At 70.0% G+C, this 17,633-nt stretch carries 17 protein-coding genes and 3 pseudogenes; 11 read left to right on the top strand and 9 right to left on the bottom strand.

Annotated features, from left to right (window positions below; all coding sequences use genetic code 11):
- Window positions 1-703 precede the first annotated feature (703 nt).
- From ACIBA9_RS22435 to ACIBA9_RS22415, 5 genes are all read left to right on the top strand, one after another.
- Window positions 704-910: a hypothetical protein gene (locus ACIBA9_RS22435; RefSeq protein WP_399365486.1), complete on the top strand. Its 207-nt coding sequence runs from the start codon at window positions 704-706 to the stop codon at window positions 908-910.
- A gap of 107 nt (window positions 911-1,017) precedes the next feature.
- The gene (locus ACIBA9_RS22430) at window positions 1,018-1,332 is read left to right on the top strand and encodes a hypothetical protein (RefSeq protein ID WP_399365484.1); all 315 of its coding nucleotides are present in this window, start codon (window positions 1,018-1,020) and stop codon (window positions 1,330-1,332) included.
- A 281-nt stretch (window positions 1,333-1,613) separates the two neighbouring features.
- Window positions 1,614-2,651, top strand: coding sequence for a TetR family transcriptional regulator (locus ACIBA9_RS22425; RefSeq protein WP_399365482.1), 1,038 nt, complete (start codon window positions 1,614-1,616; stop codon window positions 2,649-2,651).
- Window positions 2,648-3,403, top strand: a complete 756-nt coding sequence (locus ACIBA9_RS22420) for an SDR family NAD(P)-dependent oxidoreductase (RefSeq protein ID WP_399365480.1) — start codon at window positions 2,648-2,650, stop codon at window positions 3,401-3,403. The genes ACIBA9_RS22425 and ACIBA9_RS22420 overlap by 4 nt, the downstream gene beginning before the upstream one ends.
- 57 nt (window positions 3,404-3,460) lie before the next feature.
- The gene (locus tag ACIBA9_RS22415) at window positions 3,461-4,339 is read left to right on the top strand and encodes an ABC transporter substrate-binding protein (RefSeq protein WP_399365478.1); all 879 of its coding nucleotides are present in this window, start codon (window positions 3,461-3,463) and stop codon (window positions 4,337-4,339) included.
- A gap of 998 nt (window positions 4,340-5,337) precedes the next feature.
- Here ACIBA9_RS22415 and ACIBA9_RS22410 read toward each other — a convergent pair.
- Together ACIBA9_RS22410 and ACIBA9_RS22405 are read right to left on the bottom strand one after the other, a co-directional pair.
- Window positions 5,338-6,417, bottom strand: coding sequence for a TDT family transporter (locus ACIBA9_RS22410; protein WP_399365476.1), 1,080 nt, complete (start codon window positions 6,415-6,417; stop codon window positions 5,338-5,340).
- 280 nt (window positions 6,418-6,697) lie between these two features.
- Entirely contained in the window at window positions 6,698-6,892 is a 195-nt protein-coding gene (locus ACIBA9_RS22405) for a hypothetical protein (protein ID WP_399365474.1), read from the bottom strand.
- Window positions 6,893-7,045: 153 nt separating this feature from the next.
- On the opposite strand from ACIBA9_RS22405, the gene ACIBA9_RS22400 reads away from it, so the two are divergent.
- Window positions 7,046-8,050 (top strand): GlxA family transcriptional regulator, encoded by a 1,005-nt coding sequence (locus tag ACIBA9_RS22400; protein ID WP_399365472.1) that lies wholly within the window; start codon window positions 7,046-7,048, stop codon window positions 8,048-8,050.
- Between the two features lie 267 nt (window positions 8,051-8,317).
- Here ACIBA9_RS22400 and ACIBA9_RS22395 read toward each other — a convergent pair whose 3' ends face one another.
- Complete coding sequence (locus tag ACIBA9_RS22395; protein ID WP_399365470.1) at window positions 8,318-8,734, bottom strand: ester cyclase; 417 nt, start codon at window positions 8,732-8,734, stop codon at window positions 8,318-8,320.
- A 387-nt stretch (window positions 8,735-9,121) separates the two neighbouring features.
- Between ACIBA9_RS22395 and ACIBA9_RS22390 the strand changes: the two genes are divergently transcribed.
- Complete coding sequence (locus tag ACIBA9_RS22390; RefSeq protein WP_399365468.1) at window positions 9,122-10,606, top strand: DUF488 family protein; 1,485 nt, start codon at window positions 9,122-9,124, stop codon at window positions 10,604-10,606.
- A 333-nt stretch (window positions 10,607-10,939) separates the two neighbouring features.
- Window positions 10,940-11,326 (top strand): gas vesicle protein GvpJ, encoded by a 387-nt coding sequence (gene gvpJ, locus ACIBA9_RS22385; protein ID WP_399365466.1) that lies wholly within the window; start codon window positions 10,940-10,942, stop codon window positions 11,324-11,326.
- Between the two features lie 526 nt (window positions 11,327-11,852).
- On the opposite strand, the pseudogene ACIBA9_RS22380 reads toward gvpJ, so the two are convergent.
- A pseudogene (locus tag ACIBA9_RS22380) lies at window positions 11,853-12,078 on the bottom strand (VOC family protein); the annotation flags it as partial.
- Here ACIBA9_RS22380 and ACIBA9_RS22375 point away from each other — a divergent pair.
- Window positions 12,035-12,241 (top strand): annotated as a pseudogene (locus ACIBA9_RS22375) (IS5/IS1182 family transposase); the annotation flags it as partial. The pseudogenes ACIBA9_RS22380 and ACIBA9_RS22375 sit on opposite strands and share 44 nt — an antisense overlap.
- Window positions 12,242-12,529: 288 nt before the next feature.
- Here the strand turns inward: ACIBA9_RS22375 and ACIBA9_RS22370 are convergent.
- The gene (locus ACIBA9_RS22370) at window positions 12,530-13,246 is read right to left on the bottom strand and encodes a TetR/AcrR family transcriptional regulator (RefSeq protein WP_399365464.1); all 717 of its coding nucleotides are present in this window, start codon (window positions 13,244-13,246) and stop codon (window positions 12,530-12,532) included.
- A 181-nt stretch (window positions 13,247-13,427) separates the two neighbouring features.
- Here ACIBA9_RS22370 and ACIBA9_RS22365 point away from each other — a divergent pair, with 181 nt between their 5' ends.
- The gene (locus ACIBA9_RS22365) at window positions 13,428-15,032 is read left to right on the top strand and encodes a CocE/NonD family hydrolase (RefSeq protein ID WP_399365593.1); all 1,605 of its coding nucleotides are present in this window, start codon (window positions 13,428-13,430) and stop codon (window positions 15,030-15,032) included.
- A gap of 4 nt (window positions 15,033-15,036) precedes the next feature.
- Here the strand turns inward: ACIBA9_RS22365 and ACIBA9_RS22360 are convergent, their stop codons facing one another.
- Complete coding sequence (locus tag ACIBA9_RS22360; protein ID WP_399365462.1) at window positions 15,037-15,228, bottom strand: hypothetical protein; 192 nt, start codon at window positions 15,226-15,228, stop codon at window positions 15,037-15,039.
- A gap of 208 nt (window positions 15,229-15,436) precedes the next feature.
- Complete coding sequence (locus tag ACIBA9_RS22355) at window positions 15,437-15,634, bottom strand: hypothetical protein (RefSeq protein ID WP_399365460.1); 198 nt, start codon at window positions 15,632-15,634, stop codon at window positions 15,437-15,439.
- 160 nt (window positions 15,635-15,794) lie between these two features.
- On the opposite strand from ACIBA9_RS22355, the gene ACIBA9_RS22350 reads away from it, so the two are divergent.
- Window positions 15,795-16,325 carry an SRPBCC family protein gene (locus tag ACIBA9_RS22350; protein WP_399365458.1) on the top strand — a complete coding sequence of 177 codons (531 nt, stop codon included), beginning with the start codon at window positions 15,795-15,797 and terminating at the stop codon, window positions 16,323-16,325.
- 18 nt (window positions 16,326-16,343) lie between these two features.
- On the opposite strand, the pseudogene ACIBA9_RS22345 reads toward ACIBA9_RS22350, so the two are convergent.
- A pseudogene (locus ACIBA9_RS22345) lies at window positions 16,344-16,716 on the bottom strand (IS5/IS1182 family transposase); the annotation flags it as partial.
- Window positions 16,717-16,771: 55 nt separating this feature from the next.
- The gene (locus ACIBA9_RS22340) at window positions 16,772-17,548 is read right to left on the bottom strand and encodes a hypothetical protein (RefSeq protein WP_399365456.1); all 777 of its coding nucleotides are present in this window, start codon (window positions 17,546-17,548) and stop codon (window positions 16,772-16,774) included.
- Window positions 17,549-17,633 lie beyond the last annotated feature (85 nt).

Here is a 17,633-nt window from a genome sequence, read left to right as displayed (position 1 = left end):
GGCATCGCGGTAGACGGGCGCTATGACCGAAGGCAGTGGCACCCCGTACCAGTAGTCACCGAACCGGCCCTCCTTCACAGGCGATTACGCGGAGCGGGTCGAGTCGAGCCCGGAAGCCTAGGCGAAGGCCCGGGCTCTGCTCGAGCGGCTGGGCGGCGCTGCGGCACGGTCCGCGGGCGGCCGCGTAGTGGCAGGGATCGCGGTCGTCCTGAACCAGGGCCTCTCCCCGGCGCTTTTGGGCATGAGCTGGTGTCAGCCAACCGCGCCGCGCCCCCGGCCTGCGCGCACGAGGTCGCCCGGCGCCCCGGCCCGCGGTCGACACCACCGGCGCGACGGTCGTACGGCTGACGCCACCGGCGCGGCGGTCGTACTGCCGACCCACCGGCGGGCGACGGGTACGGCCGTACGCCGTGGGAACACGCCCCTCGCCCCCGCACACTGCGTGAGGGGCACCACACCCGATACCTGCACAGGCGGGGCCCCCTCGTCGACGGCGAGCAGGCCCGCTACAGCTTCATCGCCGTCGACCAGTACGACAACAAGCTCACCCCTCAGACCGGCGCCGCCGTCCAGGACGTCACCGAGCTCGACCTGCGCCCCGACGTCGACGCCACCCCGGCCGTGGGCGACGACCCGCTCGGCCGGCTCAACCGGCTCGGTCCACTGGTGGCTGGGCAGCGACGCGGGCGCAGGCGGCAGCAAAGTGACCGGCTTCGCCGTATACCGGTGGAACCGGTCGACCCACGCCTTCGACAAGGTCGTCGTCCAGGCGCGCGGTGACCACACAAGCTGGTCGTACGCGGACACCACCGTGCCCAAGGGCACGACCACCCACTACCGCGTGACCGCCACCCTCGCCGACGGCATGGACACAGCCGCCCGCGAGACGGCGATCGCCTCGGTCGACTAGGACTTGTCCGGCCGATCACCGGGCCTGCGTGGTTATGGACGTGCGATGCAGCGGGTGTCATGATCACGCTGTCATCGGGCGTGGGCCCGGTACGCAGGGGGAAAACCGTGAAGCTGTACCTCGCCGTGCCTCTTGTCCTGTTGGCGCTGCTCATCGCCGCATCCGGTGTTGCGGCGGTTACCAGCGGCTGGGTGCTTCCCATGAATCGGCGCCATGTTCGGGCCCCCCGGATCTATGGCTGGGGTCAGCTGGTGGTGGCCTTCGCGCTGTGCTGGCAGCTGATCTTCGGGTTGATGATCAGCGATTCCGGTGCTCGACCGTTCGGAACGGTGATCGGCGCCGCGATTCTCCTTGCCGGCCTCGTCGTGATGATGGTGGGTCAGCTCGTCGGTGGTAACCGGAAGGGTGGCGGCACGCCCTGAACCCTGCCCGAGCGGTCATGTGCGGGGCCGCATGACAAGGGCAGCTGCTGTCGCGGTGCAGAAGAAGACGTAGCCGCGCTTGTCATAGCGCGTGGCTACGGCCCGGGACTGCTTCAGCCTGTTGATCGCTCGTCCGACAGTGCCGCGCTTCCTGTACCGCGTCCGCGGCATGGACATCGGCGGCGACTTGTACGACCTGGCCCGGGTCGACGACACCACCGCCGCCGCCGCCATCGGAGCTCCAGGGCCACAACGTCAACGCCGCCGCGCCCATGGGCCGGGTGCGCCCCGCCATCCGCTCACACGGACTGTCCCCCACCGAGATCCCACTGACGCCCGGCACCGTCCTCGCCCTGTACACCGACGGCCTCGTCGAGACTCCCGGGGTCGACATGGACGACGCCGTGTCAGGGCTCGCCACCCAGCTCGCCCGGGCCTCGGCCCAACCCATGGACCGACTCGCCACGACCCTGATCGACCATGCACGGCAGACCACGCCCCGGACGGACGACATCGTCCTGCCGCTCATCGGGCTTGCCACCGCCGGGTACCGCGCCCCCGGCTGGGCATGCGCGGCAGGCACTTTGGCCGTACGGCCTGCCTTGACAGCGGAGGGAGAGAGAACAACGATTGGAACCATGGAAACTAATTCAGTTCCTTCAGTTTCCCACAGTGACGAGCGGCGTGCGGACCTGATCTTGGCGGCGGCCGGCCGGCTGTTCTTCGGGTCGGGTCTCGCGCGGGTGAGCATGGACGATCTCGCTCGTGAGCTCGGGATGAGCAAGAAGACGATCTACCGTCATTTCCCGGACAAGCGCAGCCTGCTGGCCGCGGTGCTGGACCACCAGTTCGCCGCGGTGGAGCGCACGCTGGCGGCGGCGACCGAGGACGCAGCAGGGCAGCCCTTCGCCGTGCGGGTGCAGCGGTTCCTGATCGCGGCGGGCGGTGAGCTCGCACGGATCGGCGCGCCTCAGCTCGCGACCGGGCGTGGCGACGCGATGCTGCGCCAGTACGTGGAACAGCGTGTGGACGCGGTGGTCTACCAGCGGCTCGACGAGCTGTTCCGGGAGGGACACCAGCAGGGCTTGCTGCCGGCGCCGCCCGAGCTGCTGAGCGAGATCACCCGCGGCGCGTTGGAGCGGCTGCTCATGTCGGAGTTGCCGCGGGATCTGGACTGGACCGCGGCCGATCTGCTGCGGGCGACCGTCGACACCGTGCTGTACGGGGCGATCCACCCGACAGGCCAGGGCATCGACGACGAACGACCCCGGGCGGTCATCCCGACTGCCCGCGACGACGAGCAGGAGGTGGGCCCATGACCGGGACGACCGGCAGGGTGGCGTTGGTGACGGGGGCCAGCAGCGGAATCGGCACGGCCACGGCGCGACTTCTGGCCGCGCGAGGAATGCGCGTAGTGGTCAACTACCTCCGCAACACTGAGGCGGCCGAGGAGGTCGTGGCCGGCATCGAGGCCGCCGGAGGCCAGGCCATGGCCGTGCAGGCCGATGTACGCGAGGAGGCGGCCGTCGAGAGCATGGTCGGACAGGTCCAGGCGGCTTGGGGCGGCATCGACGTGCTCGTGCACAACGCGCTCATCCCGTATGCGGTCAAGCCGTTCCAGGACATGACGTGGGAAGAACTGGGCGGCAAGATCGACGCCGAGATGCACGCGGCGTTCGCGGTCACCAAAGCCGTACTGCCCACGATGACCGAACGAAAGTGGGGACGCCTCATCTACATCGGCACCGGACTCAGCCGTCTGCCTCGCGCGGGCATGATCGCGCTGGGCGTCTCCAAGGCCGCACTCGAGCAGTTCGCCCGATATCTCGCCCAGGAACTCGGCCCGCAGGGCATCACGGTCAACGTCGTCTCGCCAGGCCCGGTGGAGTCCCGTACCGCCGATGCCGTGCTCGACGACGCGACGAGGCGGCGGCAGGTGGCCGCCACCCCCTTGGGCCGCCTGGCCCACCCGGCCGACGTCGCCCAAGCGGTCGCCTTCTTCGCCGCCGAGGACAACTCCTTCATGACCGGCACCACGGCCGCGGTCGACGGCGGCATGGCCATGTACTGACACCCCGCTGACCTCCGCACACGCGGCCGAACCTTAAACAATCAAGGAAAGACGTTCATGCACACGATCGACGTGGCCTACGTCGGACGGGGCCTACACGAAGAACTCGCCGCCTACATCGCCGACCAGCAGGACTACTACGCCGAGGAGGGTGTCCACGTCGCCCTGCGTGACGGCTGCAACTGGGACGTGGAACGGCTGCGCCGCTGCGCCACCATCGGGCTCGGCCGAGCACTGCTGTCACGACTGACCGACGGGACCCCGTGGGTCGCACTCAGCGTCAACACCCAACGCCCGCTGTTCTGGTTCCTCGCCCGCCCCGGCCTGACCTCCCTGGCCGACCTGGCCGGTCGACGGCTGGCGGTCCACGCTCCGCACACCCCACCCGGCGTATTCGCCCGGATCGTGCTGCGAAAGGCCGGCCTCGACCCGGACCGCGACGTGAAGACCATCGTCCGCTCCCCCGGCGACTACGGCATGGACCTGCGCCGGCTCAACGACGGCAGTATCGACGCCGCCTACGTCGGCAGCACCATGGCACCGGAGGCGGTGGCCGCCGAGCACGGCTGGAACGTGCTGGCCTGGGTCGGCGACCACTTCCAGATTCCCACCGTGGGCGTGGCCGTCGACCCCACCTACATCCCACCCGACGACCCCGCCGTCCAAGCCGTCGTACGAGCCCACCGCCGCGCCCTTCAGGTGATCCACGACGACCCCCACACCACGGTGCGCCACATGCGGACGTTCCTCGGTGGACAGACCGCGGAAGAAGTCCGAGCCCACTACGACACGTTCATCGCGCCGTACTTCACCACGGACGGCCAGGCCGACCTCGCTGTCGGCGACAAGGCGATCACCGCGATCGCCGCCGAACTCGGCGTTCCCGCCGGCGTCAGCGCGGCCGATTTCTACCACACTGTGGCCACCACAGCCTAGGCATCAGGACCTGTGGAACGACGTCGGCGGCGCCTGTGCGGGAGTCATGGCACGTGATCCTGTCCATCGGAGCTCTCCCGGCGCCTTGGCGTTGTCGGTGCGGAAGCCCGTCGCAGCGCGCAGCGAATCCCGTCCCCCGCCAGGAAGTGCTCCGCCGTCCGGTGATCGCGGGCGTTGAGGTAGGTGGCGGTAGGCGAAGCGCCGGCAAGCCACACGTACGGGTGCCGGTCCGCACCGGCCGCGATCGCCACCTCGACCACGGTGGCGTGTTCCTTGAGTCGGCGCCCCGTGCGGTGTCGGGAAGACCAGGACGAGGGTCGACGCGCCCTCGAGCGCCGTGCGCATGGCCGAGGCGTCGGCATGAGCGGCCGGCCCGTCCAGGAGCGCTCGGTTCGGGATGCGCTCCGGGGTGCGTCGTACGAGGAGTCGGGGAACGCCGGAGTCGGTGAGTCGGGCCGCGATCCGGCTGCCCTGCGCCCCTGTCAGTCCGGTGACCGCGACCGCGGCGTGGTTCTTCTCAGGCGCACGGGTTTCCTCCCTCCGGGCCGCCGTCGATCAAGCCCCTCCCGCCTCCCCGGTCCTCCACCGGCGACCAGCGCAACGGTCACGGACTACGCCGGGCCCGTCTCGTAAGTGCCCGCAGTGGTCGTGCGGAAGACGGCCCGGAACGCACTGGGTGTCACACCCAGCTGCCGTAGAAACGCTCTGCGAAGCGACTCGGGCGAGCCGAACCCGTGCGCCGGTCCACCACGGCCATGGGGTCATCACCGGTCGCCAGCAGCACCTGGGCCGTTTGCAGCCCGATCGGGGCCGCCCCACGACCGGGCACGGATCCGCCGGTGCGGGGCGGACGGCCCGCCCGCGGAGCACGGCCTCGACGGCACCCGGGGCGCTACCACAGGCACGTGTTGCGGTGCGGCGCGAACCCGGCTGCCCGTCGGCAGACAGCCGGGTTCGCGCGACGCGTCCGTGTCATACGGAGCGTTACACGAGCGCCGTCAGCGGCGGGTGCGCTCACGCTGCCGGACGGCATGGCGCAGGGAGTGCCAGGCGACCACCGCCCAGGCGGCGACGAGCAGGGCGTACAGGACGACAGCGATCCAGACGAACAACTGCGAGCCGGTACGAGCGGCGAGCGCGCTGGTGCCGGTGACGCAGGCACCGAGGGGGAAGATGAAGGACCACCAGGTGGCTGCGAAGGGCAGCCCTCTGCGGATTTCCCGTACGGTCAGCGCCGTGGCCAACACCAGCCACAGCAGGGCGAAGCCCCAGATCCCGAGCCCACCCAGGAGCGCTACGACCGCGCTCCCGCGCGCGTACGGGGCGGGCAGCGCGCTCGACGCCGCCGTGGCCAGCGTCCCCAGCGCCGTCACCGCCTGATCCAGTGCTCCCACACCGATCCACACCGTGGGCACCACCGCACCGCCGGGCGCGTCATGATGCACCAGGCGGCTGTAGACCATGGCCAGGACCAGCAAGACCGCGACCAGCCCGAGCCCGAGCATCGAGTAGCACCCCAGCAGCAGGGCCAGCCGCACCTGCCCGGCCGGGGCACGCGGAATGAGCAGCGCGCCCGTCGCGGCGGAGACCACAGGGGGCACCACCGGCAGCAGCCAACCGCCGAACGCCGCGTCCGGTGTGAAACGGTGCCGCGTGACCATCAGATACGGCACCGTGCAGGCGGTGGCGAGACCCAGCACCGTACCGGCCGACCACAGCACCCAGCTCACATCCACCGCCGCACGCTCCCCGATCAGCCGACGGCCGAGCAGCAGCGTTCCGGCCCCGACGGTGAGCAGCGCCATCGGCGGCGCCCCGAAGAACTGGACCAGTACCGGATCACCGGCATGCACCCGCAGCATCCGCTGCCCGATATAACTGCCGACCAGCACGATCAGCAGCAGCGCGGTCCCCGCCCAGACCACCGTGGCGGCCTCGCCGAGCCCGGGGAAGCCGCGCGGCAGAGTGGCGGCCGCGACGGCGACGATTCCGCTGCCCATGACGGCGGCGAACCAGCCGGGACCGAGCCGGCCGCCCTCCCTGCCGTTCGCCTCGTCCGGCCGGTCACGTACATGCACGGATGATCTCGTTGCCGAGCCGACCGCGGACGCTCTCGGAGCCGGGCCGGCCTGGGACGGGACCGCTCGTTCGGTACTGGGGTGGGTCACGCGCGGAGTGCCTTCTCTTGGGGTGTCGGATTCGTCACCGTCCACGACCAGCCACGGTGACGGGCCGGCCGACTGGTCGGGCCACACCCGGCAGCTGACGGGACGCGGCCGAGACCGTCGGCCCGTTGGCGCCCTCGACGCTATGGCGAAACGCGGTTCCCGCCACAGAACAGCACGCGCCATGACGCCCTCACACCAGGACATCGAGCACCGCGCAGGCCGTTGCCGGATGCAGGCCGGATACCCGATGTCCATGTCCGAGCGTGTTACGGCCACACCTGTGGCCATGACGAGAGGGCAGGCGACCGCTGAACACGGGCGAGGCGCCGAAACCCGATGCCTCGTTCCACACCGCGGAAGGCAGCACCTTGGAAGGCAGCACCATGGAAGGCAGCATCAGGTCGCGGGGACGCGGACGACGCTCGGCACGGGCACGGGCACGGGCACGGGCACGGGCACGGGCACGGGCACGGGCGGGGCGTCGCCGCGGATGATGGTGTCTTCCACTGTGGGTCCCAGTCCGTTGGGGAGGCGCACGATGAAGGACAGGCCGTCAGGCCGGAAGCCGCTCCTGGTGACCGTGCTGGTCTTTCCTGGCGTACGGCTGCTCGACGTCACCGGCCCGATCGAGGTGTTCACGACGGCCAACGACTTCGGCGGCCGTTACCGCGTGCGCACGGTCTCCCCGGACGGCGCCGACGTGGTTACCGCGGCCGGCACCGGACTGCGCGTCGACCTCGCTGCTGCGCAGGTACAGGCGGCCAGCGATGTGATCATCATCCCCGGCGGCCCGGAGTGGCCCCCCCTCATCAAGGACGACACCCTGCTGGACGCCGTGAGGGCGCTCGACGCACGCAGCTGCCGCACCGCTTCCATCTGCACCGGAGCCTTCCTCCTCGCCGCGGCCGGACTGCTCGACGGACGCAAGGCGACAACGCACTGGCGCTGCGCCGACCAGCTCGCCCTGCGCTACCCGAAGGTGAGCGTGGAAGCGGACGCCCTGTTCGTGCGCGACGGCCACATCATGACCTCCGCGGGCGTCAGCTCGGGCATCGATCTCTCGCTCGCCCTGGTCGAGGAGCACCTCGGCGCCGATGTCGCCCGCGCCGTGGCCAAGGACATGGTCGTGTTCATGCAGCGGCCGGGAGGTCAGTCCCAGTTCAGTGTTCGTACCCACACCCCGCGCGCGAGACAGGAGATGCTGCGCCGGGTACTGGACGCGGTCGCCGAGGACCCGTCCGCGCCGCACACCCTTGCCGCCATGGCGCGCCGGGCGGGTGTGAGCCCCCGCCACATGTCACGCCTGTTCCACGACGAGATGAGCACGACCCCGGCCCGCTATGTCGAGCAGGTCCGCATGGAGGCCGCCCAGGCGATGCTGGAAGACAGCGACGATCCCATGGGCACGGTGGCCCGGCGCACCGGCTTCGGGTCGCCGGAGTCGCTGCGCCGCGCCTTCACGCGCAATCTGGGCATCACGCCGGGGGCCTACCGAGCACGCTTCCGCACCACGGACACCGCAGGCGACGGCAAGCCCGCCTGATGCCCTTGATGTGTCCGGCGCGCATGGGCAAGCGCCGAGATCCGGCACGTCGGCCGTGCCGGACGAGGTCGATCAGGCATCCTCTATGGTTCGCCCCGGCGTCGGCTCCGGGAACGCGGTCCGCCACGCGGGCGTGCCGAGAGGAGCGGCGAACTACCACCTCTCGTCGACGACCTGCTGGTCGGCGAATTCCATGCGCTCACCGAGTACGAAGGCGCACCGTCGTAGGTGATGACGGATTCGCTCACCGGTACGGCAGCGGAAGGGTCATGCGTCGGCCAGGCCGAGCTGACGCAGCATGCCGAGTTCGTCACTGCTGCCCCAGCGCTCGACGAGCTTGCCGTCGCCGTCGAAGCGGCTGATCTGCATGCCGCGGTAGCTCACCTTCTTGCCGGTCGCCGGCCGCCCCATCAACGGCCCCAGATGCGTCCCGCTGATCATGTAGGCGAAGGCCAACTCGTCGTCGGTGGCGAGTAGGTGCTCGACCTCGATGTGCAAGTCAGGGAAAGCCACTCGCAGCTCGTCGAACATGGCCTTGTACCCTTCGGGGCCCTGAGCCTGTCCTGGAGCGGGGTCGTGATCGACCGAACCGGGCGCGACGATGTCGTCGAGGGCGTCGAGGTTCCCGGTGACCACGGCCTCTCCGAATGCGGTCTGTGCGGCGATGTTCGCTTGCTGCGCCATGGGCACTCCAGGGCGTGTACGGGGTCCGGCTTGGTCGCCGGCCGAGAGATTCGCATCTAAGCGGTAAACCGACCGTACATCCGGCGCTTGCACGCAGCATGTCTACGCGGGGACGGCATCCGAGCGCCCGACGACGACCGGAATCTCGCCGACGACCGTTGGGTGCGAATCGGTCAGAGGACGAGACGTCGGCGCACCCGCACGCAGGCTGGACAGCACAGGTGATCGCCCACACCGTCCCCCCAGCACCCCAGGCCCTGGCCCGGGTGGCCGTCATCGCGGTACCGCCGCCCCGCACCACCCCCCGCACCGCGCCTTGCCCAAAACGCGATGAAATTCGCATAACAGTAGAATGCTTCCACCGCGAGAGCGGTCGGAGGATGCGTCATGCCCGAGATCATTTGCCGCCGACTCGATGAGCAGATGCCAAGCGAGGACGGCGAGGTCGGCGAGCGCGTGCTGGTCGACCGGATCTGGCCGGAAAGCATGCGTCGGCCGCACGGCGCACCGTTCGACGAGTGGTTGCGGGAGGTCGCACCGTCCGTCGAGCTGCAGCGCTGGTACGGCCACAACCCCCACCAGTTTCGTGAGTTCCGCCGCCGCTATCTCACCGAACTGGGCGATCAACGGCACAAATACGCAGCTGCCCGGCTTCGGGGCCTGGCCGAAGACCGCGGCCTCACCCTGCTGACCGCCGCCCAGGACGTGGACCACAGCCATACCGCGGTCCTGGCCGAATGGCTCACCGAACCCCGCTCGCACGATGAGCGGCGTCCGGATGCCGCCCCTGCCAAGCCCGGACGTACCGCTCCCGGTTTCCGGCCACCCGGACACCGCGCCGCCGGCTCCGCCGCGGTGGCCGACCTCAACGCGGGCGCGCTCGCGTTCGTGATGGGCACCGGCATCGTGTCCACGGCCCTGTACGTCAACGGCGCCGGCACCGCCTCCGCCGTCCTGTTGTGGGTGGCCCTGGCCGGTTTTGCGGTACTGGTGCCCGCCTACGGCTGGCGGCTGCTGCGCCGGCGCGAGCGGTTCGTCGCCGATCTCCTCGGGCCGCGCGCCTTCGCGTTCCTCACCCTCGCCATCTCCTCGAACGTGCTGGCCGCACGCTTTGTGCCGGACGGCCACACCGCAGTCGCCGGAGCGTTCCTGGCGTTCGGGACGCTTGCGTGGGTGGTGCTGGACTACGGCATCCCGCTCGCGCTCATCACCACCCTGAAACGCGGCCCCTCGCTCGACCAGGTGAACGGCACCTGGTTCCTGTGGGCGGTGGGATCGGAGTCGGTGGCGGTCGCGGCGGCATCGCTGGCCCGGGTGACCCCCGGGCACGTACTGCCCGTGCTGGCGGTGGTCTGCTGGGCCGCCGGGCTGATGCAGTACCTGCTGACCGCCGCACTGGTGCTGGCCCGGCTGCTTGCCCGGCCGGTGCGGCCGGAAGGCCTCATGACCTCGGTATGGATCTTCATGGGGGCGGCGGCGATCGCCGTGCTGGCGGGAGTGCGGCTGATCGCGCTCCCGCCCGGCAGCACAATGTTGTCGAGCCCGCTCATCATCGGGTCGTCCGTCGTCCTGTGGTCGTTCTCCAGCTGGCTGATCCCGCTCCTGCTCGCTCTCGGCGTATGGCGGCACGCGCTGCGCCGCATCCCGTTGCGCTACGAGCTCGGCTGGTGGAACCTCGTCTTCCCGGTCGGCATGTATGCGGTCACCACGCACGAGCTGGGACGCGCGACGGCAACCTCGTGGATGACGAGTGTGGGCCGCTGGGAGGTCTGGATCGCCGCGGGGTTCTGGGCTGTCGTGTTCGCCGGCATGGCGGCTGCCACGCTCCGCCCCCGCCCCGCGACCGGGCACGGACCCGCCGGTGCGGGGTAGACGGCCCGCCCGCGGAGCCACAGCCTCGACGACGCCGGTTTCAGGGAAGTTCCCGGCGAGTGTGTAGCTCACGGTCACGTCCTTGTCGTCCCGTATTCCCGTTGACCTTCACCGAGTGATTTCCCGCTGGACGGTGGGCAGGTGGCGCAGTCCTCGTAGGACGTGATGTCGGTGGCGGATCGCGCGATGTCTGGTGGGCCCTGCCGGTCCAGACCACTGGGGCTCCGGGTTTAGCCGCAGATGGTCGGGGTCATACGGAGCAGGCGATCTGCGTTGTGGCCTGGTTCGGTGCCCGGCGAGGTCAGCTGAGCGGACGGCAAGGGGTTGATCGTGATGACAGTGGCGGCACAGGGCGGTGGCGGTGGGTCCAGCGGTCTCTATGACGTTCTGGAATTGATCCTCGACCGCGGTCTGGTGATCGACGCCCACGTCCGGGTGTCCCTCATCGGCATCGAGCTGCTCACGATCGACGTCCGGGTAGTGGTTGCCAGCATCGACACCTACCTGCGGTTCGCGGAGGCCTGCAACCGACTCGATCTGGAGGCAGGACCGCGCAAGCCGGCCGGGATCGCGGAACTTCCCGGGCGACTGAAGGAGTCCGGAAGCCGTGGTGCGGCGCAGGGCATATTGTCCGGAGCGGCGGAAGCATTCTCCGACGCCTTCCAGCAGGCCCGCTCAGACGGCCAGGCACAGCACAGGCGCCGGGGAACAGACGACTGAACACCCGCTGTGGCGGATGGCGCGCCCACCGTGGGTGATGCGCCTGTCGTCCGGGCCGGTTCCGCTGAAGGTATGTGAACCCTGTCGATAGCCCTCCTGCCGTGAGCGGACCCGAGAACCGTCGCCGCCAGACACTGGTTTCCCAAGGCCCCGACCGTCCCACGGGCGTGGCCGCCGGGCGCGGTGGATCTACCGGCCGGCCTCCCGAGCGCGTTCGACATGCGTGCGGCGCGTGCCGCCACTGGGCGAGGCGCAGCGTTCGCCTGGCGGCCTCCAGCAAGCCGGATGGACGCAGAGGGAGCGTCTCAGCGAGCCCGCAGACAGCGCTACCTCCGCCGACGGAAGTAGGTCTTGCAGATGGCGGCAAGCGCAATGCCAAAATGATCGAACCGCCGGACGCGTCAAGCGAAGGTGCGACGACACCGGGGCGTCGGCCGCGTCCTCTACCGCGCCCGTACTCCAGGCCCCCGGCGTCACCGCGTCGCCCAACTGGCACGCCGGCTGAGCCCCGCATGCGACGGGCCGCCTACCTCGGCCGTGTGGCGGTCCGGATCGGGTTGCCGCAGGAGTCGTCGAGGACAGCGGTGGTGACAGGGGCCATTTCCAGGGGCTCCTGGGTGAAGCGCGAACTGGGTGAGCGGGATGCCGTCGTTGACGAGCGCGTCGCGGTAGGGCTTGACGGCCGGGTGGCCGGCGGGCTCCAAGAGCCTGGAGGATCTCGGAGCGTTACCCGCCGACATCACTGTCCACCTGGGCGCCGGCTACGACTCCGACAAGACCCGCATGCTGCTCGACGAACGCGGCCTGCACGGCCGGGCCGCGCACAAAGGCGAGAAGGCGCCGATCCAGGCAAGTCGGAGGTGGCACGTGGAGCGCACCCATGCCTGGCCGAACGCCTTCCACCGCTTCGCCCGCCGTACCACCGTCACCAGCAGGGCCAGGCGGAGGGCATCCTGCGCTGCCTCGGCCGGATCGCCGCCGGCAGCGGCGGCCCGGGGGTTGAGGTCGGTGGCAGGCAGGCCGGGGGACGAGCGAGTTGACCTCGAACCGCCATGCTGTGATCCGCGCGCCGCCCACGCAGGCCCCGACTCGGCTGGTAGCCGGTCTGCCGCCGAAAACAGAGCTGGCGGCCGCCTTCGTCGCGGCCGTGGCCTCGGAGAGGGTGATGGTCTGTTCCTCGGAGGCAGTCACAGCCGTGCGGCATCAGTCCGTATCGAGGCCGTCGATCAGGCGGTTGAGGAACCGGGTGAAGGTGGCGTCGGGAGTGAGGGGACGTCCGGGGGCGGAAAGTGCTTCGGCGAGTTCCGGGTGGCGGCCGTCGGCGGCGACAGCGGCGAGGTAGCGGGCCTCGGCTGCGGCCCGGTCCGGTGATCCTGAGACTGCGGCCTGCGCGATCTCATGGGCAACGTGCCCGGCCACGAAAGCGGTGATCTGGGCGAAGACCTCCAGCTTCGCCGCGCCGTCCAGCCCTGTTGGCCGCAGGACGGCGAGCACGTGTTCCAGGAAGGCCAGCGTGTTGGGGCCCGGAACGCGGCGGGTGGACAAGGCGACGGGCAGCCAGGGGTGGCGCAGCATGTGGGCCCGCTGCAGGCGGGCGACGGTCTTCAGATCGGCACGCCAGTCGCCGCTGGGTGGGTTCGTGACCGTGAGTTCGCCGCTGACGTGGTCGACCATCAGTTCCAGCAGCGTCTCCTTGTCGGGGGCGTAGCTGTAGAGCGACATGACGCCCGCCCCGACCTCGGCGGCCACCCGCCGCATGGTAACCGCATCGAGTCCTTCCGAGTCCGCCAGAGTGACGGCCGCCGCGGTGATCGCCTCCCGGCTGAAGGAGGGCCTGCGACCCCTGCGGGGCTCGGCGGGACGAAGCCAGAGCGGTTCGGGATCGACGCTCTCGGCACCGGACTTTCCGTCACTGGACATGACCTCGCACTCCTTCCCCAGGTTGTTGAGGCGGCTCTTGCCAAGGTCATCCAAGCATCCTCTATTCTCGTACATCGTACGAGAATAGAGGAGGGGAACGATGCCATCACGCACGCCCGACGCCGTGGCCGGACCGGCCTGGGTGCCACCCGCCAGGAAACCTCCGCTTTCCTCACGGATGATGAGGACGACCTGGCGAGGTCTGCCGACGAAACGGCACGAGGTCGGATGGGAGCCGGGGTTGGTGGTGCCGGCCGCCGACGGCAGCCCGTTGATCACTGACCACTACTTTCCGCGTGCCCAGGGCGACTTCCCCACCCTCCTGGTCCGCTCTCCTTATGGCCGAGGCCTGCCGTGGTCACCGCAGTACGGGCTGCTCTTCGCCGAACAGGGCTTCCATGTGATCCTGCAGAGCTGCCGCGGCACCGGAGGTTCGGGCGGTGTGTTCGATCTGTGGCGCAACGAGGCCGCCGATGGCCAGGCCACTGTTTCCTGGCTGCGCGAGCAGCCCTGGTTCAACGGAACACTGGGGACCGTCGGCCCCAGTTACCTGGGCTATGTGCAATGGGCCCTGGCTTTGGACCCACCGCCAGAGCTGAAGGCAATGGTGGTGCAAGTAGGGCTGCACGATCCCTACGCCCTGTTCCACGCAGACGGTGCACTGCGTCTGGAGAACGCCCTCGCCGTGGGAGTGGGCATGAACTACCAGCACCAGGGCATCGCACCGTTCCTCAAGGCGACGCTGCGCCTGCAGCGCCGCCTGCGCGACGTCACCACCGCGCAGCCCCTGCGTGGGGCGTACGCGTCAGTCCTCGGCAGCGCACTTCCCTGGCTGGACGACGTGATGACACACCCGGACGCCAAGGACGCCTACTGGCACGGGGCGTCGTTGGCGGAGCCGGCGGAGCGGCTCCGCGTGCCCACGGCCCTGATCACCGGATGGCACGACGCACTGGTCGACCAGACCTTCGGGCAGTACGACCGGCTGCGCCGAGCCGGATGTGAGACCGCCCTGCTCGTCGGTCCCTGGACCCACACTTCCGCCCTGCAGCAGGGATGGCCTGAGGTGTTCGCCGAGAGCCTCGCATGGCTGCGCGCCCACCTGTACGCCGATCCCTCCGGCCTGCGTCCCACCGCGGTGCGTGTGCACATCGGCGGCGAAGGCGCCTGGCGGGATCTCGACCACTGGCCGCCAGCCACGGCTGCCACCTCGTGGTATCCCGTCCCCGGCGGGCATCTCACCCAGGAGGCCCCCGCAGACTCCGCCCCTGTGACGACGTTCCGCTACGACCCAGCCGACCCCACCCCCTCCCTCGGCGGCCCACTGCTCTCCCGCACCGCCGGTCCCCGGAACAACGCCACTCTGGAGGCCCGAGACGACGTACTGACCTTCACCGGCCCACCACTGACCGAGCCCATGGAGATCCTGGGCCCCGTCTCCGCTCGGCTGAGCATCTCCACAGACACCGGACATGCCGACGTCTTCACCCGCATGTGCGACGTGGACCCTCAAGGCCGCTCCATCAACATCTGTGACGGGTTTGGCCGACTCCGGACGGCCGGACACGCGTCCTCGCAGGTCACCGTGCCGATGAGCTCCACCGCCCACCGCGTCCCCATCGGCCACCGCATACGCTGGCAGATCAGCGGAGGCGCCCACCCACGCTACGCCCGCAACCCCGGCACCGGTGAGTCGCTGGTGGACGCCACCACCTTCACACCGGTGCGCATCACGCTCCACACGGACTCGGCACTGGTACTTCCGAGCAACTCTGGGCTCGCGTAATCCCTCAGCCCTCCAGGGAACGGTCGACGACCCGGACCGTCCGGCCCGGCTCACTCCCCCCGCCCCGCAGGCCATCGAGCGAGAGGACCTGCGGGGCCGGCCAGGCTCGGGCCATCGTGGACTTGCCCGCACCGGAGGCGCCGATCAGCGCGATCAGCCCGTTCTCGGGCAGGTCCGGGTGCAGCACTGAGGTCATGCCACGTCTCCTTGCGGGTCGAGGGAGCGGGCAGCCCTGTTCAGGCGCTGCCCGGCGTCGTCGGTGAGCCGGGCGGCGGCCTCGTGCAGGGGGCAGGAGGCGTTGCCGTCGCGGTCCGGTTCGATCTGCTCCGCCCGGCGCGCTGGGTGGTGATCACCTGCGCGAGCATCGGGAAGAGGCCGCCGGGGACGTCGACGCCTCCTGGAACTCACGCAGGGGCCCGCCGAGGTCGCGGGGCGTCGACGTCGTCGGCGTTCAGGTCGTCCTGAACCTGCTGGAAGGCGAGCCGGGCGATGCCCAGCGAAACGCGCACCCGGCCCAGGCGCATGCGGGTGCGGGTGCGGGTGCGGGTGCGGGTGCGGGTGCGGGTGCGGGTGCGGGTGCGGGTGCGGGTGCGGCCGGTCATCGGGTGGTCGCCTCGGCGGTGGCGACCAGGGCCGCGACCGTTTCCCAGCCGTGGTGCCAGGCGGAGTCGAGGCGGAAAGCGCCTTCTGTGAACTAGGGCCTGTTGCGGAAGTGGATCAAGGTTGTGGATGATCAGGGGATCTGACGTCAAAGGGGGCGACGTGCGATTTACCGATGGTCCGAGCGTGCACTGTGATGTTTATGTCGAGGCAGTCGTGCCGCGGGTTTGGGAACTGGTGACCGACATCCGTCTGCCTGCCCGTCTCAGCCCGGAGCTGCAGCGTGTCGCATGGCTGGATGGTGCGGACGCGCCCTTGGTGGGGGCACGCTTCGAGGGCTACAACCATCACCAGCAACTCGGCGAGTGGCGGACCGTCTCCCATGTGGTCGAGCTGGATGAGCAACAGGTCTTCGCCTGGGCCGTCACGGATGCGGATGGCCGGTATGGAGAACCGACGCTGGATCCGGCCGAATCCATGGCGTCCTGGCGCTACGAACTTCAGGCCGAGGGCGGGGGCACCCGGCTGCGGCAGTCAGCCCTCATCGGGCCGGGCCGCAGCGGCGTCACCCTGGCTCTCGAGCGCTGGCCGGACCGGGAGGAGGAGATCATTGCCTTCCGGCTGAAGGAACTGCGTGCCGGGATGGAAGCCACCCTTCGCGGCATCAAGTCGCTGGCCGAGGAGGCCGTTTAAGACCGACCGGCCCATGGATCACTTGAGGCGGCGGCTGGTGGGTCGGCCATCCCAGCGGTAGCGGCTGCGTGCCTGCCGGATCGGCATGCGAAGTCTGACGAGGGTAGCGGCGAGGTAGCGGTAGAACTCCACGACCCCGCCGTTTCTTTCGGTGCATCGCCGAAGCTTGCCGTAGCCGTTCATCCACGGATGCGTGCGCTCGAAGGGCCGGCGCCTGCTGGCCTGGATCGGGGCGGGCACCCTTCTGGGCGATCTCGGCAGTGAACCCCAACCCGGTCAGCAACTGGCGGGACTTGATGCTGCCGTTGCCCCGGTCGAGGTTGACGTTCACGGTGTCCGGCAGCATGCCGACCCGCTCCTGCGCGGCGTCCAGGGTCAGTCCAAGCAGTGGCTAGCGGCACACGTGGGAACCGTGCGCAGTGGGCAGAGCGCAGGGGCGGCCCCGATCAGTTGGCCGACGTGTTCCGTGTCATCTCGACTGCCTCGATGATGGCGCGTTGTCTGACATCGCCGAACAGCTGCATCGTGACGGCGGCCAGGACGTCGTTCCCGCCAACAGTCCGCCCGTCCCCGCGACGGGTGGACAGGGCGAGAAGGGGGTCCTTGAGCAGCGGGGCCGGGGCCGGCTCGCCCGGCACCACCAGACTGACGGTCCCGAACCGCTTGACCCCGCCCTCGCGGACGACCTTGGCCGCGTCCCGGGCCAGGTCCGTCAGGAACACGCTCACGATTCCGTCCAGGTCGCGAACCATCGCCGGGACCGCCCTCACTCCCCGGCTCCCCAGCAGCCTTCTCACCCCGGCCTCGAACCGGTGGGCGCCGGCCACACCACTCGGCGTACGCGCCCCGCGGCGCTCACGAAGAGACACGAGCGCACCATCGGCGTTGCGTAGCTCGCCCATCAGGCCACGGAACGTCGGGCTGTACAGGTACCACGTCGATCCCACCTCCACCTCGACATTCCGGTCGATCGCCGAGATGAGGTCCTTCGGAATCAGCCTCTTCCTGGCCTCCTCGGCCGCCGCGCTTCTCGCGCCGTCGATGATCTCCGACAGCACGGTCCGTGCCACCGACGCGGCGGCCCACGTGGCAGGCCGGGAGACGTGCAAGGACGTCACGTCCCTGAACACCGCTTTGACGAGCTGAGGCTTGAACGGCAGGTCGGTCACGACGGAAGCGGTCCGCGGACCGCTGCGCTCGGTACGTAGGGGTGCTGTGGTCATCGAGGAATGTGCTTTCTGCTGTCGGAGGTGTGAGTGGCCCGCGCCGCACCAGGCGGCGCGACCACGTAGCTCTGCGGAGGGCGCC

This window comes from Streptomyces sp. NPDC051452, from assembly GCF_044454765.1.
Lineage (GTDB): Bacteria > Actinomycetota > Actinomycetes > Streptomycetales > Streptomycetaceae > Streptomyces.
The sequence above is the reverse complement of the archived record's forward strand: the minus strand, read 5'-3'. Positions and strand labels throughout refer to the sequence as shown.

Excerpts from the sequence above, each read along its gene's own strand:
- ACIBA9_RS22370 (WP_399365464.1), bottom strand. The coding sequence starts at position 13,246 with ATGTCCAGTGACGGAAAGTCCGGTGCCGAGAGCGTCGATCCCGAACCG.
- ACIBA9_RS22365 (WP_399365593.1), top strand. The coding sequence starts at position 13,428 with ATGAGGACGACCTGGCGAGGTCTGCCGACGAAACGGCACGAGGTCGGA.
- ACIBA9_RS22390 (WP_399365468.1), top strand. The coding sequence starts at position 9,122 with ATGCCCGAGATCATTTGCCGCCGACTCGATGAGCAGATGCCAAGCGAG.
- ACIBA9_RS22355 (WP_399365460.1), bottom strand. The coding sequence starts at position 15,634 with ATGACCGGCCGCACCCGCACCCGCACCCGCACCCGCACCCGCACCCGC.
- ACIBA9_RS22360 (WP_399365462.1), bottom strand. The coding sequence starts at position 15,228 with ATGACCTCAGTGCTGCACCCGGACCTGCCCGAGAACGGGCTGATCGCG.
- gvpJ (WP_399365466.1), top strand. The coding sequence starts at position 10,940 with ATGACAGTGGCGGCACAGGGCGGTGGCGGTGGGTCCAGCGGTCTCTAT.
- ACIBA9_RS22415 (WP_399365478.1), top strand. The coding sequence starts at position 3,461 with ATGCACACGATCGACGTGGCCTACGTCGGACGGGGCCTACACGAAGAA.
- ACIBA9_RS22420 (WP_399365480.1), top strand. The coding sequence starts at position 2,648 with ATGACCGGGACGACCGGCAGGGTGGCGTTGGTGACGGGGGCCAGCAGC.
- ACIBA9_RS22405 (WP_399365474.1), bottom strand. The coding sequence starts at position 6,892 with ATGGTGCTGCCTTCCAAGGTGCTGCCTTCCGCGGTGTGGAACGAGGCA.
- ACIBA9_RS22395 (WP_399365470.1), bottom strand. The coding sequence starts at position 8,734 with ATGGCGCAGCAAGCGAACATCGCCGCACAGACCGCATTCGGAGAGGCC.
- ACIBA9_RS22400 (WP_399365472.1), top strand. The coding sequence starts at position 7,046 with ATGAAGGACAGGCCGTCAGGCCGGAAGCCGCTCCTGGTGACCGTGCTG.
- ACIBA9_RS22340 (WP_399365456.1), bottom strand. The coding sequence starts at position 17,548 with ATGACCACAGCACCCCTACGTACCGAGCGCAGCGGTCCGCGGACCGCT.